Origin of the sequence: Chitinibacter sp. SCUT-21 (assembly GCA_041874755.1) — a bacterium.
Taxonomy (GTDB): Bacteria; Pseudomonadota; Gammaproteobacteria; order Burkholderiales; family Chitinibacteraceae; genus Chitinibacter.
Genome location: CP102611.1, coordinates 69,279 through 85,654 on the forward strand (window position 1 = coordinate 69,279; position 16,376 = coordinate 85,654).

A 16,376-nucleotide genomic window follows, 5' to 3' on the forward strand; every position below is an offset into this window, starting at 1 on the left:
ATGAATTTAATCCACGGCCAGTGGCAAGCCGGTTCAGCAAGCCAATTTACATCGAATAATCCAGTCACCCAGCAAGTTGTCTGGCAAGGGCAAGCGTCCAATGTATCTGATGTTGATGCTGCGGTGCTCAGTGCTCGTTCAGCATTTAAAGCTTGGCGTGATTTAGATGTTGCCGCGCGCATTGCGATCATTCGCAATTTTGGTGAATTGCTGAAAGCTAATCAGGCTGATTTGGCGGCAACCATCGGTTTGGAAACGGGTAAGCCGCGCTGGGAAGCGTTGACTGAAGTGACGACGATGATTAACAAGATCGACATTTCAATCAAAAGTTATGAGGAGCGCACCGGCACCAAAGAAGCCGCACAAGGCGATGCCATGGCGGTGTTGCGCCATCGCCCACATGGCGTAGTGGCCGTGTTTGGCCCGTATAACTTCCCCGGTCACTTACCAAATGGTCATATCGTACCGGCCTTGATTGCTGGTAATTGCATTGTATTCAAGCCATCAGAATTGGCACCGATGACCGCGCAAAAAACCGCAGAATTGTGGTTGGCGGCTGGTTTACCAGCGGGCGTGCTCAATGTGGTACAAGGCGCGCGCGAAACGGGTGTGGCTTTGGCGGCGCATGCACAAATTGACGGTCTGTACTTTACCGGCAGCGCCGCTACAGGTTACGCACTGCATCAACAATTTGCCGGGCAGCCAGAGAAAATTCTCGCCTTGGAAATGGGCGGTAATAACCCGTTGCTGGTCGAAGAAGTCGCCGATATCAAGGCGGCTTTACATCATGTGATCCAATCGGCGTTTATTTCGGCGGGGCAGCGCTGCACCTGCTCACGCCGCTTATTGGTGCCTGCAGGCGCTTGGGGCGATGCTTTCTTGGTTCGTTTGGTTGAAGTTGCCGCCGCTTTGCAAGTGGGCGCGTGGGATGCTGAACCGCAACCGTTTATGGGCGGCGTGGTGTCGCTTGCTGCCGCGCAAAACTTGCTGGCGGCTCAGCAGCGTTTGCTCGCCGCGGGTGCGGTGAGCTTGCTGGAAATGAAAAATCTACAAGCTGGCACTGCATTATTGTCGCCGGGCATTTTGGATGTGACGCAGGTCGCGAATCTGCCGGATGACGAATACTTTGGTCCACTATTGCAAGTGCAGCGCTATCAGTCGTTTGACGACGCGATGAGTTTGGCCAATGCCACTCGTTTTGGCTTGGCTGCGGGTATTTTGAGTGATTCACGCGAGCAGTACGAACGCTTCTGGCGCGAATCGCGGGCGGGCATCGTGAATTGGAATAAGCCATTGACCGGTGCTTCGAGCGCTGCGCCATTCGGCGGAGTTGGGGCGTCTGGTAATCATCGGGCCAGCGCATATTACGCGGCCGATTATTGCGCCTATCCAGTCGCGTCGATTGAAGCGGAGCAATTGACTTGCCCAAGCCAATTATCACCAGGGATGACACTGTGATGAGTATGCAAAACGATAAACAATTTGGCTTTGAGGCTAATTTTGACGGCTTGGTTGGCCCAACTCACCACTATGGTGGTCATTCATTCGGCAATGTGGCTTCAACGGGCAATGCAAAATTAGTCGCCAATCCGCGAGAAGCGGCTTTGCAGGGCTTGGCAAAGATGAAGGCCTTGGCCGATATGGGCTACCGTCAAGGGGTGTTACCACCGCAAGAGCGCCCCGCAACTTGGGTGATGCGTGAGTTAGGGTATACGGGCAGCGATCATGAATTGATTGCTGCTGTAGGCAATACTAATCTAGGGTATTTGTCGGCAATGTGTTCGGCCTCATCAATGTGGACGGCCAATGCCGCAACCGTCAGCCCATCGGGCGATACGGCCGATGGCCGTGTGCATTTTTCAGTGGCTAATTTACAAAATAAATTTCATCGCGCCATCGAGCATCGCCAAACCGAGCGCACGCTGAAGGCGATTTTCAGCAATGAGCAATACTTCAGCGTACATGGTGCGTTGCCGATGATGGCTGCGTTTGGTGACGAAGGTGCAGCGAATCACACGCGTTTTTGCAAAGACTATGCAGGTCAAGGGGTCGAGTTTTTCGTCTACGGGCGGCAACACTGGGGCGGTACTGTTGAGCCACAGCGTTTTCCTGCTCGCCATACTTTAGAAGCCAGTCAAGCGGTTGCGCGCCGTCATGGTTTGCGTGCATCGCACACCGTGTATGCGCAGCAAAATCCAGCGGTGATCGATGCCGGTGTTTTTCATAATGACGTGATTGCGGTGGGCAACCAAAACGTACTGTTCTGCCACGATCAAGCCTTTTTAAATGCCCAGCAAGTCTATGCTGAGCTTAAGCAAAAAGTGGGCGCCAATTTTGAATTGATCGAAGTGCCAAGCTCGGCGGTGAGCGTTGAAGACGCGGTGAAGTCCTACTTGTTTAATAGCCAATTGCTCGCCAAGACCAATGGTAAGCAGCGTTTGTTGGTGCCAGAGGAGTGCGCTAATACCCCAGCGGTGTGGGCCTACTTGCAGCATTTGATTCATGATAATCGTGCAATTGATGAGTTGTTGGTGTTCGATTTAAAGCAGAGCATGCAAAACGGCGGCGGACCAGCCTGCTTGCGTCTGCGTGTGGCCTTGAGCGAGGGTGAGGCGGCAGCGGTCAATCCTGCGGTGTGGATGAATGATCAGCTGTATGCTGATTTAACGAGCTGGGTAAAACGCCATTATCGCGATCGTTTGCATGAAAACGATTTGCTCGACCCGCATTTGCTCGACGAGGTGCGCGGCGCACTCGATGAGTTGACTCATATTCTACATTTGGGCTCGATTTATCCTTTCCAGCGCCACGGTAGCGATGAGTAGTTGGTGGCATGCGACGAAATGGGCTGGCAGATTGCTCTGGCAGCCTAAGCGGCTAGAAGGCTGTTAAACTGTTGCGCTTGCCGTTCATCGGCTTAGATTAGATCGAGTTTCAACGAGGTAGCTATGTCGAATACCAGTTTTTTACAAAAGACACTTGCAGGCGAAACATCAATGGGTTTGCAATATTGCTTACCGAATGGGATGTGCGTTCAGGTGCTCGATGAAGGCGTTATTCGCTTCGAACCGCACGATGCGAAAACCTCGGTGCTCGATTTGGTGGTGTCGTGCGGTATTCATGGCAATGAAACTGCACCCGTTGAATTAGTTGAGCAATTGATTGAGCGTATTTTAAAACAAGAGCTGCGCGTTAAATCACGAATTCTATTTATTTTCGGCAATGTGGCGGCCTTACGTACGGGCAAGCGCTTTGTTGAAGAAGATATGAATCGCTTATTTAATCGTACGCCCGATGTGGATGATGGCGTAGAGAAGCGCCGCGCCATGATGTTGGAAATGCATGTAGGCCGCTTTTTTGGCGACAATACCACGCCGCGTTTTCACTATGATTTACACACCGCGATTCATGGTTCTTTGATTGAAAAGTTTGCGATTTACCCACTGCCCAAGCCCGGTTGCCGCTTTAGTGCGCAAGAAATTGCGCGCTTGAGCTTGGCGGGTGTTGATACGGTGTTATTGCAATCTACCAAATCCAGTACTTTTTCCTACTCGTCCAATTTTAAATACGACGCGCATGCCTTTACGATTGAGCTCGGCAGCGCCCGCCCGTTTGGGCAAAATGGTGGAATTGATCTGAGCAAAATGGATGCGTACCTCAGTGGCCTGATTCAGGGCGATTTGCCGCAGCCTGACTTGATCCCGCCACAAGTGCAAATTTTCCGCGTCTCGCGCGAAATCCCGAAAACCAGCGATGATTTTCAGTTTGCCATCGACGCCAAAACGGATAATTTCACACCTTTGCCTAAGGGGCTGACTTTGGCGGTCGATGCGGGCGTGCCGTTTGTGATTAGCGAAGACGATGCCCGAATTATTTTCCCAAACCCTGCCGTGCCGCCTGGCCAGCGCGCGGGTTTGGTCATTGTGCCTGCGAGAAATTTTTTAGCTGAGCAATAATAAAAAAGGCTTCCTCGATTGGAAGCCTTTTTGTTAGCGTGGTTGGAAAATTTATTCGTCTAAAAATCCAAACAACTCATCAAAGCGATGAATAATCGCGTCGGCACCCATACTTTCCAATTCAGCACCGTAGCCATAGCTAACTAAAACATTCGGGCAACCTGCGTTTTGTGCGGCTAAAATATCATTTTTCGAGTCGCCGACCATCAACATGTTTTCTGGTGCAACGCCAAGTTTTTCGGCGGTGTAGGCCAGCGGCAAAGCCGAAGGTTTGCGCTCGGGTAGTGTATCGCCCGCGACAATCACGTCAAAGTGCTCAAACACACCCAGTTCACGCAATAGCGGCAAGGTGAAACGCTCGGGTTTATTGGTGATGATGGCTAATGGAAAGCCACGCTCGTGCAGTGCGTGCAGGGTTTCTTGCACCTTGGGGTAAAACTTGGTTGCAATCGTTAAGCCTGCACGGTAATGCAGATTAAATTGCGTCATGCCTTGTTGCTGTAATTCGCTACCGTCAAATTCCGCGTCCATACTGTCGGCCAGCACGCGTGCCACTAAGCTGGCTGCACCGTCGCCGACGTAGCTTTCAACGGTGTCTTGCGCCAGCGGCGCAAGGCCTAAATCGGCACGCGCTGCGTTGGCAGCGCGGGCGAGGTCATGAATCGAGTCGACGAGCGTGCCGTCTAAATCAAAGGCAAGGGCTTGAATGGTCATGCTAATTCCGTGGGTATGTGTTTCTAAGCTAATTTCAATATGGCCTAGCTGAATATACCCTTTTTATTTAAGTAGTGCCAAGATGTTGTCAAATGGACGGCCAATCGCTGCTTTGCCATTGTGAATCAAAATCGGGCGCTCAATCAGTTTAGGGTGGCTGACCATCAAGGCAATGATGTCATCGTCGCTCAGTGTTTTGCCGCTACTCAACTCCCGCCATAGCTCTTCCTTGGTGCGCACGAGTGCGAGCGGTGCGATGCCTAGTTGCGCTAGTAATTCGCGGATTTGTGGCTCGGTCAGTGGCTCATCCAAATAGCGCCATACTTCAGGCGCGTGGCCGGCGTCTTCTAAAGCCGCGAGCGCTTCGCGGCTTTTGCTGCAACGGGGGTTGTGCAGTAGCTTCATAAATATCCTTATTTCACGGTGGCGAGTTCAGCACGCATTTGGTCGATCACCGCTTTGTAATCAGGCTGGCTGTAAATGGCCGAGCCTGCCACAAAGGTATCGATGCCGGCGGCGGCGATTTGCGCAATATTATCGACTTTAACGCCGCCGTCGATTTCCAGCCAGATTTCACGGCCCGTTTTGGCCGTGTAGGCGTCGATGAGCGCACGAGCTTGGCGCGCTTTATCCAGGGTGGCGGGAATAAACGATTGACCGCCGTAGCCAGGGTTGACCGACATCAGCAAAATCATATCGATTTTATCCATCACATAATCCAAATAATGCAGTGGCGTGGCAGGGTTAAATACTAGGCCAGCTTTACAGCCCGAATCGCGAATCAAACCCAAAGAGCGATCAATGTGCTCAGACGCTTCTGGGTGAAAGGTAATAATATTCGCGCCGGCTTTGGCAAAATCAGGAATGATGCGATCAACGGGTTTGACCATCAGGTGCACGTCAATCGGCGCATCGGTCCACGGGCGGATGGCATCACACACCAAGGGGCCTATGGTTAAGTTTGGGACGTAATGATTGTCCATCACATCAAAGTGAATGATGTCAGCGCCAGCTTCGATCACGTTTTTGACTTCTTCACCCAAGCGGGCAAAGTCAGCAGATAAAATGCTCGGTGCGATGCGGAAGGTCATTTCGGGCTCCGTATGGTTTTTAACATTATGCCAGTTTGCCTTTGGCCTGAACAAAGAATCCTGATTAGTAACAAATTGTCGTTTAATGCTTGGTATTTAGCCTAATGACCGCACATCAATAAGATCAAAAAAAAGGAAGAGTATGGAACATCATTACCAAATTCGCGTGATTGCGCGCCCATTTTATTTGCCCGAGCAATCAGATGAAGCTGCCGAGCAATACACCTTTGCTTATCAAATCACGATCGAGAACGCGGGCAGTATTACCGCCAAACTCATCGCGCGTCATTGGATTATTGAAGACGCCAGCGGTAAAACGCAGGAAGTACGTGGCCTTGGTGTGGTTGGTGAGCATCCAGAACTTGCGCCGGGTGAAATCTATGAATACACCAGCGGGGTAACGCTCGATACTCCGGTGGGCACCATGCGTGGCACCTACCAGATGATTGCGGCTGACGGCACCGAATTTGAAGCTGAAATAGCGCAGTTTGTACTCTCAATGCCAAGGACTTTGCATTAATGCGCCCGGCTACAACGACGCCCCACGAAGGCGGTAATAACTGGAAAACGCTTAGAACGCTATTGCCGTATCTGTGGCAATACAAAGGTCGCGTAATACTAGCCTTAACGCTGTTGGTGTTGGCTAAGCTGGCCAATGTCGCCGTGCCTTTGGTGCTTAAAGATATTGTCGATCAAATGGCGGCCAAGGATTTGGCGCTGGCCCTGCCCGTTACGCTGATCTTGGGCTATGGCGCACTGCGCTTAGCTTCGGCAGTATTGGGTGAAATGCGTGATGCAGTGTTTGCCAAAGTCACGCAAGGAGCGATTCGCAAAGTGGCGTTGCAAGTATTCGAGCATTTGCATCGCTTGTCGCTGCGGTTTCATCTAGAGCGCCAAACTGGTGGCATGAGCCGCGATATTGATCGCGGCACCAAAGGGATTTCGTTTTTACTCAATTTCACGCTGTTTAATATCCTGCCGACCTTGGTCGAAATTGGCTTGGTCGCAGCGATTTTGCTGCAAAAATATCACTGGAGCTTTGCCGCAGTGACCTTTGGCACGATCGCTTTGTATATCGGCTTTACGCTGGGCGTGACCGAGTGGCGCATGCACTTTCGCCGCGATATGAATGATCTTGATTCCAAAGCCAATACCCGCGCGATTGATAGCCTGATCAATTATGAAACCGTGAAATACTTTGGCAATGAGCGCTGGGAAGCTGAGCGTTACGATCAAAGCCTAAGCAAGTGGGAAAGCGCTGCGGTTAAAAACCAAGTCTCGCTGTCATTTTTGAATGCCGGGCAAGCGTCAATTATTGCCGTGGGTGTGACCTTGCTCGTCGGCATGGCGGCCAATGGCGTTGTGCAGGGCAATATGACGCTGGGTGATTTGGTGTTGGTGAACGCCTTTTTATTGCAGCTATACGGCCCGCTTAATTTCTTAGGCTTTGTCTATCGCGAAATTAAAAACTCGCTGGCGGACATGGAAAAAATGTTCGGTCTGCTCGGTCGCAATGCCGAAGTGAAAGACAAAAGCGACGCTAAAGTCGTCAATTTGGATGCGGCCGATGTGCAATTTAGCCATGTTGATTTTGCCTACGACAGCAACCGCCCCATTTTGCACGACATCAGCCTGCGTATTCCTGCGGGTAAAACGGTTGCAGTGGTGGGGTCGAGCGGGGCGGGGAAGTCGACTTTGTCGCGGCTGTTGTACCGTTTTTATGATGTGAACGTAGGTCAAATCACGATTAATGGTCACGATATCCGTGATTTGGCGCAGGGTAGTTTGCGCGCACAAATCGGCATTGTGCCGCAAGATACCGTGCTGTTTAACGACACGATTTACTACAACATCGCCTACGGCAAGCCGAGTGCAACGCGTGAGGAAGTCATCGAGGCGGCTAAATCGGCACATATTTACGATTTCATTATGCAATTGCCTGATGGCTTTGATACGACGGTGGGTGAGCGCGGTTTGAAATTATCGGGTGGTGAAAAGCAGCGCGTTGCGATTGCGCGAACTGTACTCAAAAACCCGCCGATTCTGATTTTTGATGAAGCAACGAGTGCGCTCGACTCGCAAACCGAAAAAGCCATTCAAGCTGAGCTGAAAGCCATCGCTGCCAATCGCACAACCTTGATTGTGGCGCATCGCTTATCGACGATTTCGGATGCCGATGAAATTGTCGTGATGCAGCAGGGCCAAATTGTCGAGCGCGGTACGCATCGTAGTTTGCTCGAACTGAATGCGGTGTATGCGCAGATGTGGGCTTTGCAGCAACACGATGAGCAAGAGCAGGCAAAATAGATGCAGTGATAAAGCTTGCAAATAATCAAGTTTGTCTAAATTTCTGAATGGCTGTGGCATTAGTACACAGCCATTTTTTTTGCTTACCGATTTAATTGGCATATCGCATAGAAGTCTGGCTTGAGGTGTAGTGATGCAATTGAATCGCAAAGATTGGGAATGGGTTTTAACCTGCTTTGGAACCGCGGTAGGGGCGGGGATTTTGTTTTTGCCGATACGGGCAGGTTTAGGTGGGATTTGGCCGCTGCTGATTTTAACCTTGCTGATTTTTCCCGTAACGATGTTGGCGCACCGAGGTATTACCCGCGTGGTGGCCTCCAGTCCAAAGCCGACTGATATTGTTGGCGCTGTTGAGCATGACCTTGGCCGTAATGTCGGCTTTGCCGTCTCGATGTTGTATTTTCTATCGATTGTCACCATTTGCGTGGGTTACGCAACGGGGGTCACCAATATTGTGCAATCGTTTTTGCAAAACCAATTAGGCCTGGAGGGCGTGTCGCGCCCAGTGCTGACCTTTGTGTTGCTCGCCGGTTTAAGCATGGTGATGCTGGCGGGGGAAAAGGTGATGGTGCGAGTGACTTCGCTGATGACTTTTCCATTGATAATCATGTTGGCAGGCTTGTCGCTGTATATGATTCCACAATGGAATACCAGCATATTGATCCAGCCATTTGAAATGGGCGATGTACTGAAAAATCTGCTGCTGTTGTTTCCAGTTTTGGTGTTTGCGATGAATTTCTCGCCAGTTTGTTCGACCTTGGCAGCCAGCTATCGTCAGCAATATTCTGCCGATCAAGCGGTGGCACGTACCGATGGCATTATTAAGTGGACGTCGCTGATTCTGCTGGTCTTTGTGATGTTTTTTGTGTTCTCGATGGTGTTGTCGAGTACGCCCGAAGTACTGCAGCATGCGCAAGCCAATAATGTTGATATTTTAACGACTATTTCCTTGCAAGTATCGCAGTCGGTGCTGAAGTATCTGATTCCTGTGATTGCCTTTTTGGCGATTGTGAGCTCGTATTTTGGCCATTTTGTCGGTACGCGTGAAGGTCTGATGGGGATTAGCACTCGCCTGCTTAGTTGGAATAATCCAGAAAAAGAAGCACAACTAGATCGCAAAAAAATGAATCGCATCATTACCATCGTCATGATGGTTGGTTTGTGGTTCTTGGCGGTCTTTAACCCACCGATTTTAAAAATTATTGGTGCTTTATCCGCGCCCATTATCGCGATTTACGCTTATTTGATGCCAGTGATGCTGATGAAGCGAGTTCCACGCTTGATGATTTATCGCTCTAGCTTTGCCAGCTTTGTGTTTGTCATGGGGTTAGTCGGTATTGTCGGTGATTTTGTCGCTAGCTATCTTTAAATAAATCCTTGCCGCTTGTTCACTGACAAGCATCGCCATCGCAACTTGATTTTATTCAAGCAAGTTGCGCCAGAGCGCAGCGATCCTGCGCTCTTTTTGATTGTGGAGCCCTTTATGCTCAGTGTTTTTGACTTATTTAAGATCGGCATCGGCCCATCGAGCTCACATACGGTTGGACCGATGTTGGCGGCGTGTCGTTTTGCTGATTTGCTTGTTCAGCAAGGTGTTTTGCCCCAAACGGCACAAATTAAGGTTGAGCTGTATGGCTCTTTGGCTCTGACTGGCGAGGGGCATGGTACGGTGGATGCCGCTTTACTTGGCTTAGAGAGCAATACACCAAAGGGTATTGATCCAGACACAATGCTACCCCGTATGCAGCAATTGCGAGCAGGTGCCAAACTGCGCCTAGCTGCGTGCCATGAAGTGGATTTTGATTTGGCGCGTGATGTGCAATTACATAAGCATTTATTTTTGCCGCAGCACGCCAATGCAATGCGAATTAAAGCATTTGCCGCGGATGGATCATCACTGCTGACTAAAACCTATTTTTCGGTCGGTGGTGGCTTTATTGTTGATGAAGAGCACTGGTATCAGCAGGGTGAACCCGCTGAAGTGGCCGTGCCCTACGATTTTCACAATAGCGCCCAATTAATTGCGCACTGCCAACGTCAAGGCCTGACGATGGCGCAATTGGTCATGGCGAACGAATGTGTGCAGCGAGATCAAGCCGCGGTGCGTCAGCAATTATTGGAAATAGCCGCAGTAATGCAGGCGTGTGTGGCCAAGGGGTGTAAGCATGAAGGGCGCTTGCCCGGCCCGTTTGCCGTTAAGCGCCGTGCACCCGCTTTGTATCGCCGACTGGAGGCGATGCATATGGAAGGCCGCGCCGACGTGATGCTGTGGCCGATGTTGTATGCGATGGCGGTATCCGAAGAAAATGCCAGCGGCGGTCGGGTTGTTACCGCACCCACCAATGGTGCTGCGGGGATAGTGCCCGCCGTGTTGCAGTATTATCGCGATTTTGCCCCGAATGCATCCGATGAAGGTGTCGTTGATTTTCTATTGACCGCGGCAGCGATTGGCATGCTGTATAAAATGAACGCGTCGATTTCTGGCGCTGAAGTGGGTTGCCAAGGCGAGGTGGGAGTCGCGTGCTCGATGGCGGCTGGTGCGTATTGTGCGGTGCTGGGCGGTACGCTAGCGCAAGTGGAAAACGCCGCTGAAATTGCGATGGAGCATCATTTAGGGTTGACGTGTGATCCGGTTGGCGGCCAAGTGCAAGTGCCCTGCGTTGAGCGCAATGGCGTTGCGGCAGAAAAAGCGATCAAAATTGCGCAACTGGCACTACTTGAAGATGGCGAGCATTTGGTCAGTCTCGATAAAGTGATCGAAACCATGTACCGAACAGGTCTGGATATGAAAAATAGTTACAAAGAAACGTCGCTCGGCGGTTTGGCGCTGACCGTGGCGCAACCTGAGTGTTGAGCAATGCCGTCTATTCAAGAAAGCGTGCGTTGCTTGGCTTTGGTACTGACGGTTCTGCTTTTAGCAGCCTGTGGTGACAAGCCCTTTAAACCGTTGCCGGCTAATAGTGTCGTGCTGGCGTTTGGTGATAGCCTCACCTACGGCGTTGGTGCCGATGATGCGCAATCGTATCCGGCGGTGTTGGCGCAAAAAACAGGTTGGCAGATTGTGAATGCTGGCGTGCCAGGCGAGACGGCGGCACAAGCGCGGCAGCGATTTAGCGCCACACTCGATGACGTAAAGCCTCGGCTGGTGCTGCTGTGCTTGGGTGGGAATGATTTTTTACAGAAATTGCCTGCCGAGCAAACCAAGGCTGAGTTAGGTTTGATGCTTGACGAATTAAAGCGCAGAAATCTGCCGGTGTTGCTAATTGGTGTGCCCAAACTGGGCTTGGGACTAGAAACGCCAGCCTTGTATCACGAAGTGGCTGAGGCCTATCAAGTTCCTCTAAATGAAGACTCGCTCGCCCAAATATTGGCGAAATCATCGTTAAAAAGTGATTTGGTGCATCCGAATGCTGCAGGCTATCGGCAGCTGGCTGATGAATTGGCCGATCAATTGGCTGATCTGGGCGCTTTGCGCCAATAAAAAAGCCCAAGTTAAACTTGGGCTATGACTGGTTATGCCTGCTCTAAGTAATCGAGCGACCGTTCTGCCTTTTCTGCGGCTAAGTCAGCTAAGGCATTGCGGATCTGGCGTTTGGTTTCAAATTGTTTGCGATACGTGCCCATGACAGCGATCTCCATATTTCGCTGTGCTTCCTCTAAAGAGCGACGTTGACGTGAAGTTTTGAACGTAGACGGCAGAGACATGGTGATTCCTCTAAAAGGTTAAACCAGTAATTCTTGGCATTTCAGCCCCGAGTACAGCTCAGATAGCATGTCAATTATGTATGTCAATTTGAAGACAGAACATCATTTTTTTATCGATATTGAATCTACGCAACAAAAATGAGGAAAGTTTGGGGTCAGCGTGTTGCTGCGCACCAATCGTGTGCATGGCTGCTGTTGTTAGTGCTTAGATAAAAAAAGCCCATATTGCACAAAGGCGAATATGGGCTTTTGGGTATGTGTCGCTAGGCTATATTGGATATGGTCTAGCGGTGTATACCTTTAAATTAACGCAGGCTTTCCAAGTAACGGTCAGCGTCAAGAGCGGCTTGGCAACCGCTGGCAGCTGATGTCACGGCTTGGCGGTAGATATGGTCCTGCACGTCGCCGGCGGCAAATACGCCTGGTACGCTGGTCGCTGTTGCATTGCCGTCACGGCCGCCTTTGGTGATCAGGTAGCCAGTTTGATCCATATCGAGCTGGCCTTTGAAGATATCGGTGTTCGGTTTGTGGCCAATTGCGATAAACACGCCGTCGACTTTGATTTCTTTCGTCGCATCACCACCAAATTGTTTCAAGCGCGCGCCAGTTACGCCGCTAGCGTCGCCCAGAACTTCATCCAAAGTTTGGTTCAGCTCTAGTGTGATTTTGCCTTCTGCTACTTTTTCCATCAGGTGATCGATCAAGATTTTTTCTGAGCGGAAAGTGTCACGGCGGTGAATCAACGTTACGTGGCTGGCGATATTAGCCAAGTACAGCGCCTCTTCAACTGCAGTATTGCCACCGCCAACGACCGCAACGGGCTTGCCGCGGTAGAAGAAACCATCACACGTTGCGCACGCTGAAACGCCGCGACCTGCGAATTCTTCTTCCGATGGTAGGCCCAAGTATTGCGCTGACGCGCCAGTGGCAATAATCAAAGCATCGCAGGTGTATTCGCCCGAGTCACCGACCAAACGGATTGGTTTCTCGTTTAGGTGTGTAGTGTGAATATGATCAAAGATCATTTCGGTGCCAAAACGCTCAGCGTGTTTTTGAAAACGGCTCATCAATTCTGGGCCCATTACTCCATCCGCATCGGCAGGCCAGTTATCGACATCCGTGGTGGTCATCAACTGACCACCTTGTGCGATACCTGTGATCAAAACTGGTTTCAAGTTTGCGCGCGCAGCGTAAACTGCGGCAGTGTAACCCGCGGGGCCTGAGCCAAGAATCAGCAGACGGTGGTGTTGAGTCGCCATGGTCGTTCCTTATGAATAAGAGTCGTTTCAAATGTTGCGAAGTCAAATAATCGCGCTAGTTTAAAGCTTTGTGCGGTGACGTTCTATTCGTTTGTTGCTATCGTGACGATGAAATTGCTTTATCGAGCCGATTTCAATGTGGTTTTGGTCTAGATGGGTAGGATTTTCATTTTGAAAAGATGGCTGCGGCATTATTTACATGCTTTTTCGGGTTTTGCTCGTGCACCGGTACGTCGTGTGTATCTAAAGCAGGTTTATTTCACTGCCAATGAGGCTGCATGGCTCATGTTTTTTATTGGCTTTGCGCTTGGCGGTATTGTTGTGACGCAATTGCACGGCCAGTACGGGCAGAGCCGCGATACCGCGATGCGCCTACTTGGCTCGCTGACGTTTTCAGAGTTGGCTCCATTGCTGACAGTGCTGATTGTGATGGCGCGCTCGGCCTCTGCGATTGCGATTGAATTGGCGAGTATGCGCATCAACGGTGAGGTGCGTGAATTGGAGCGGATGAATATTTCGATTACCAGTTACCTGATTTTGCCTCGCGTACTCGGGATGATGAGTTCATCCATATTGTTAACCGCATGCATGGCGTTGGGCGCAACTTTAGGGGGGGTATTGCTGATTTCGGGTTGGGATGCGAGCTACCAGGTTTTGGCGTTGGATCGCATTTTGCAGGTTGGCGACATCGCTGTTTGTTTAGCTAAAGCGGCTAGCTTTGGCCTGGCTGGTGGTGTGCTGGCCTGCCAAGCTGGCTTGAGTGTTCAGTTAAGTGCTACTGAAATTCCCCGAGCAGCATCGCGTGCTGTGATGCGCGGCTTGTTTGCCTTATTTGCCTTGGATTTATGTTGGGCTTTTGTGCGGTAATCGAATGTTGAAATTTTCCGAAGCTGCCAATTGGCAATTTAATCCTGATCCATTTGCAACTCCTGGTCGCTATGCTTTTGTGTTGGATGATGAAGATGTTAGCGACATTGTCATTGATGAGCTGACGCGGCGTATTCATGCGCGTGATTTGGGCGCGGTTGGGGTGTTGGAGGCAAAGCCCGTTTTTGTGAGTAATTTACGTGTATGGGAAAATATCGTTTTGCCGACTTGGTATCATTCGGGTGAATCTTTGACCAGCTTAGATCATCGTTTAAACGATTTATTGTCGCCGTTTGAATATCAGCATGATGTTTTAATGCATCAGTTAACCCAGTTGCCCGCTCAGCTGGATACATCGCATCGCCGCTTGGCCGCCTTGTTTCGGGCTTTGTTGCAGCATCCGCGCTTTTTGATTTTGGATCGTGAGTGGCTTGCGTGGCTGCATCAGTCTAGAGTGCGCGAAACCTTGCTGGCAAAATTGTTTGATGCAAATACTGAGACCCAGTATTACTTTCTAATGACCACGGGTGATGTTCCTGACGGTTATACCCCTGTTGAATTTTCTTCTGTGTTAGCTGTTGGTGAATAAAACAATGAAACAGCATCGTTTTCTAAAAGATATTGACCCACGATTTCAGTTGCTGGGTTGGCGAGTGGGTTTGTTCGCGCTGGTGATTGCTCTGATTATTTTAACCTTGATGGGGGTCTTGGCTGAACGTCAGGGCTGGTTCAATGCCAAGACACGGCTGCATTTTGTCGCTGAAAGCGGTACAGGTTTAACGCCGGGCATGCAGGTACGTTTGTCGGGTTTTCGCATCGGAGTGGTTGATGAGGTGGCGCTGAATGAGCAGGCCAAAGTTGATGTTTCGATTTTGATTGAAGATCGCTATATGAAGTGGGTTAAGGAAGATTCTTTAGCGGTCTTGCAGCAAGATGGTGTGATTGGCGATCATTTTATCGAAATTTATGTCGGGTCAAATAAAGCTAAGGTTATGCCAGAGGGTGGGGTTCTTAGTTTTATCAAAACACTTGGGCTGGGTGATATTGCACTTGATTTGCGCGAGCGTACTCTGCCGATTATTGGTTCGGTGCAAGATACGCTCAATTATATTAATGATCCGCAGGGGGATGTGCGCCAAACCATGGTCAATGTGCAAAAGCTGACTGCCGAATTGGAGTTGACGCGCCAAAAGGTCGATCAATTGCTGCAGCGTACTGACGGATTGATGGATCAAGAAGGGCGCCAGGCATTGCAAAGTGCGGATCGCTTGCTACTGCGTGGCGATGTGATTGCGAGTGAGTTGGCGCATCAGTTGCCGCCCCTTTTGAATGCTGCGGCTTCGTCAATGCAGAGTGTGCAATCAATCGGCACCGACGCGAGTGCTTCAATGCGTATTCTGCGGCAAACGGTGGAGCAATCTGCGCCATACGTACCGAGCATGGTGCGTAATGGGGATGAATTAATTCGTCGTAGCGATGAAACGCTTGGGGCAATTCAACAGATTTGGCCGTTAAGCCGCAGCCTTGAGCGCGCGCCATTGACTGCGCCGATTGCGGAGAGTCGCTGATGTCTCATTTGATTAAAACACTCGTTGCGGTTGTGATGTTGGGTTTGGGGGCGTGTACTAGCTCACCGAAGCTTGAAATACCTGCGTTGCGTATTGCGGTAGAGAATAGTCACAGTAAGGCTTTGGCGGCAATGCGTGCCGGTGATGTGCAAGGGGCTGCCGATTGGTGGTCCGTTGCGCTCAAGCAGTATCAAGCTTTGGATGATTGGTCTGGGCAAGGCATGGCGCGCTTGGGTTTGGCGCAGTCTCAGTTGCGATTGGGTTTCTATTCGGGTGCGCGGGAGACTTTGGCGCCGATGTTGGAGCAGTCGCTGTTTGCTGATGCGCAGCGTGCGCAAGCCAATTTGCAAGTTGCGCAGGTGCTGACGGCGAAGGAGGATTACGATGTACAATTTGTGCAAAAAGTATTAGATGAGTCAAAGCGCTTATGTGCTTCACCGTGTGTGTTGCTGTGGGCTCAGCTCAATATTGCGGCCAAAATGGCGCTTCATCAGCAGGCATGGTCGCAGGGTTTGGCCTTGACTGAGCAGTTGCTGCAAGCGGCGCCCGAGTCTGAGCGTGTTGAACGGGCGCATGCGTATCAACAAAAGGCCCTAGCGCATATCGGACTTGGACAGTATCAAGCGGCTTTGGCGGCCATTAATGCTGCGCTTGATTTGGATCGACAATTGGCGCGACCAGACTGGTTGCTGGCCGATTATCGGTTGCAGTTGGCGGCGCAGCAGGCGCTTAATTTAGAGCGTGACGCTGCCCAGACTCAACTGAAAATCGATAGCTTGTGTCAAGCAATGCAATGTTGACGGCTCGGAGTTATTTGCCAGCTGCAAACATAACTTGAACTGCGGGCGCTAACGCGGTTATAATCGCCGACTAGCTGTGTAAATGGTTTGCACAGTAATTTTCCCGTCC

General features: G+C 50.6%; 17 protein-coding genes. 12 read left to right on the plus strand and 5 right to left on the minus strand.

Annotated features, from left to right (window positions below; genetic code table 11):
* The 3 genes from astD (at position 1) to astE (ending at position 3,956) form a co-directional block, all read left to right on the plus strand.
* On the plus strand, positions 1 to 1,458 hold the full coding sequence (astD, locus tag NT239_00355) for a succinylglutamate-semialdehyde dehydrogenase (GenBank protein XGA71327.1): 1,458 nt from the start codon (positions 1 to 3) through the stop codon (positions 1,456 to 1,458).
* A complete protein-coding gene (gene astB / locus NT239_00360; protein XGA71328.1) occupies positions 1,458 to 2,825 on the plus strand; it encodes an N-succinylarginine dihydrolase in 1,368 nt (455 codons plus the stop codon). Before astD ends, astB begins: the two co-directional genes overlap by 1 nt.
* Before the next feature lie 123 nt (positions 2,826 to 2,948).
* Entirely contained in the window at positions 2,949 to 3,956 is a 1,008-nt protein-coding gene (gene astE / locus NT239_00365) for a succinylglutamate desuccinylase (GenBank protein ID XGA71329.1), read from the plus strand.
* A 51-nt stretch (positions 3,957 to 4,007) separates the two neighbouring features.
* Here astE and NT239_00370 read toward each other — a convergent pair whose 3' ends face one another.
* The 3 genes from NT239_00370 to rpe all read right to left on the minus strand — a co-directional run bounded on the left by NT239_00370 (position 4,008) and on the right by rpe (position 5,761).
* Positions 4,008 to 4,670, minus strand: a complete 663-nt coding sequence (locus tag NT239_00370; protein ID XGA71330.1) for a phosphoglycolate phosphatase — start codon at positions 4,668 to 4,670, stop codon at positions 4,008 to 4,010.
* Between the two features lie 63 nt (positions 4,671 to 4,733).
* Positions 4,734 to 5,075 carry an arsenate reductase (glutaredoxin) gene (gene arsC / locus NT239_00375; GenBank protein XGA71331.1) on the minus strand — a complete coding sequence of 114 codons (342 nt, stop codon included), beginning with the start codon at positions 5,073 to 5,075 and terminating at the stop codon, positions 4,734 to 4,736.
* Positions 5,076 to 5,083: 8 nt separating this feature from the next.
* Positions 5,084 to 5,761, minus strand: coding sequence for a ribulose-phosphate 3-epimerase (gene rpe / locus NT239_00380; protein ID XGA71332.1), 678 nt, complete (start codon positions 5,759 to 5,761; stop codon positions 5,084 to 5,086).
* Positions 5,762 to 5,903: 142 nt separating this feature from the next.
* Between rpe and apaG the strand changes: the two genes are divergently transcribed.
* The 5 genes from apaG (at position 5,904) to NT239_00405 (ending at position 11,549) form a co-directional block, all read left to right on the plus strand.
* The gene (apaG, locus tag NT239_00385; GenBank protein XGA71333.1) at positions 5,904 to 6,281 is read left to right on the plus strand and encodes a Co2+/Mg2+ efflux protein ApaG; all 378 of its coding nucleotides are present in this window, start codon (positions 5,904 to 5,906) and stop codon (positions 6,279 to 6,281) included.
* Entirely contained in the window at positions 6,281 to 8,068 is a 1,788-nt protein-coding gene (locus NT239_00390; protein XGA71334.1) for an ABC transporter ATP-binding protein/permease, read from the plus strand. Before apaG ends, NT239_00390 begins: the two co-directional genes overlap by 1 nt.
* Before the next feature lie 133 nt (positions 8,069 to 8,201).
* A complete protein-coding gene (locus NT239_00395) occupies positions 8,202 to 9,437 on the plus strand; it encodes an amino acid permease (protein XGA71335.1) in 1,236 nt (411 codons plus the stop codon).
* A gap of 114 nt (positions 9,438 to 9,551) precedes the next feature.
* Positions 9,552 to 10,922 (plus strand): L-serine ammonia-lyase, encoded by a 1,371-nt coding sequence (locus NT239_00400; protein ID XGA71336.1) that lies wholly within the window; start codon positions 9,552 to 9,554, stop codon positions 10,920 to 10,922.
* A gap of 3 nt (positions 10,923 to 10,925) precedes the next feature.
* Positions 10,926 to 11,549, plus strand: coding sequence for an arylesterase (locus tag NT239_00405; GenBank protein ID XGA71337.1), 624 nt, complete (start codon positions 10,926 to 10,928; stop codon positions 11,547 to 11,549).
* 32 nt (positions 11,550 to 11,581) lie between these two features.
* Here the strand turns inward: NT239_00405 and NT239_00410 are convergent, their stop codons facing one another.
* Positions 11,582 to 11,773: a hypothetical protein gene (locus NT239_00410; protein ID XGA71338.1), complete on the minus strand. Its 192-nt coding sequence runs from the start codon at positions 11,771 to 11,773 to the stop codon at positions 11,582 to 11,584.
* A gap of 305 nt (positions 11,774 to 12,078) precedes the next feature.
* Complete coding sequence (gene trxB / locus NT239_00415) at positions 12,079 to 13,032, minus strand: thioredoxin-disulfide reductase (GenBank protein XGA71339.1); 954 nt, start codon at positions 13,030 to 13,032, stop codon at positions 12,079 to 12,081.
* A 171-nt stretch (positions 13,033 to 13,203) separates the two neighbouring features.
* Here trxB and NT239_00420 point away from each other — a divergent pair, with 171 nt between their 5' ends.
* From NT239_00420 to NT239_00435, 4 genes are read left to right on the plus strand one after another with little or no spacing between them, the layout of a single operon-like run.
* Positions 13,204 to 13,899: an ABC transporter permease gene (locus NT239_00420; GenBank protein XGA71340.1), complete on the plus strand. Its 696-nt coding sequence runs from the start codon at positions 13,204 to 13,206 to the stop codon at positions 13,897 to 13,899.
* A 4-nt stretch (positions 13,900 to 13,903) separates the two neighbouring features.
* The gene (locus NT239_00425; protein ID XGA71341.1) at positions 13,904 to 14,488 is read left to right on the plus strand and encodes a hypothetical protein; all 585 of its coding nucleotides are present in this window, start codon (positions 13,904 to 13,906) and stop codon (positions 14,486 to 14,488) included.
* 4 nt (positions 14,489 to 14,492) lie between these two features.
* Complete coding sequence (locus NT239_00430) at positions 14,493 to 15,467, plus strand: MlaD family protein (protein ID XGA71342.1); 975 nt, start codon at positions 14,493 to 14,495, stop codon at positions 15,465 to 15,467.
* Positions 15,467 to 16,267 carry a hypothetical protein gene (locus tag NT239_00435; protein XGA71343.1) on the plus strand — a complete coding sequence of 267 codons (801 nt, stop codon included), beginning with the start codon at positions 15,467 to 15,469 and terminating at the stop codon, positions 16,265 to 16,267. The genes NT239_00430 and NT239_00435 overlap by 1 nt, the downstream gene beginning before the upstream one ends.
* Positions 16,268 to 16,376 lie beyond the last annotated feature (109 nt).

Bases quoted from the DNA above. Each gene is read 5' to 3' on its own strand.
- astB (XGA71328.1), top strand. From the start codon at position 1,458: ATGAGTATGCAAAACGATAAACAATTTGGCTTTGAGGCTAATTTTGAC.
- NT239_00395 (XGA71335.1), top strand. From the start codon at position 8,202: ATGCAATTGAATCGCAAAGATTGGGAATGGGTTTTAACCTGCTTTGGA.
- trxB (XGA71339.1), bottom strand. From the start codon at position 13,032: ATGGCGACTCAACACCACCGTCTGCTGATTCTTGGCTCAGGCCCCGCG.
- astD (XGA71327.1), top strand. From the start codon at position 1: ATGAATTTAATCCACGGCCAGTGGCAAGCCGGTTCAGCAAGCCAATTT.
- apaG (XGA71333.1), top strand. From the start codon at position 5,904: ATGGAACATCATTACCAAATTCGCGTGATTGCGCGCCCATTTTATTTG.
- NT239_00405 (XGA71337.1), top strand. From the start codon at position 10,926: ATGCCGTCTATTCAAGAAAGCGTGCGTTGCTTGGCTTTGGTACTGACG.
- NT239_00400 (XGA71336.1), top strand. From the start codon at position 9,552: ATGCTCAGTGTTTTTGACTTATTTAAGATCGGCATCGGCCCATCGAGC.
- NT239_00390 (XGA71334.1), top strand. From the start codon at position 6,281: ATGCGCCCGGCTACAACGACGCCCCACGAAGGCGGTAATAACTGGAAA.
- rpe (XGA71332.1), bottom strand. From the start codon at position 5,761: ATGACCTTCCGCATCGCACCGAGCATTTTATCTGCTGACTTTGCCCGC.
- NT239_00370 (XGA71330.1), bottom strand. From the start codon at position 4,670: ATGACCATTCAAGCCCTTGCCTTTGATTTAGACGGCACGCTCGTCGAC.
- NT239_00425 (XGA71341.1), top strand. From the start codon at position 13,904: ATGTTGAAATTTTCCGAAGCTGCCAATTGGCAATTTAATCCTGATCCA.
- arsC (XGA71331.1), bottom strand. From the start codon at position 5,075: ATGAAGCTACTGCACAACCCCCGTTGCAGCAAAAGCCGCGAAGCGCTC.
- NT239_00410 (XGA71338.1), bottom strand. From the start codon at position 11,773: ATGTCTCTGCCGTCTACGTTCAAAACTTCACGTCAACGTCGCTCTTTA.
- NT239_00435 (XGA71343.1), top strand. From the start codon at position 15,467: ATGTCTCATTTGATTAAAACACTCGTTGCGGTTGTGATGTTGGGTTTG.
- astE (XGA71329.1), top strand. From the start codon at position 2,949: ATGTCGAATACCAGTTTTTTACAAAAGACACTTGCAGGCGAAACATCA.
- NT239_00430 (XGA71342.1), top strand. From the start codon at position 14,493: ATGAAACAGCATCGTTTTCTAAAAGATATTGACCCACGATTTCAGTTG.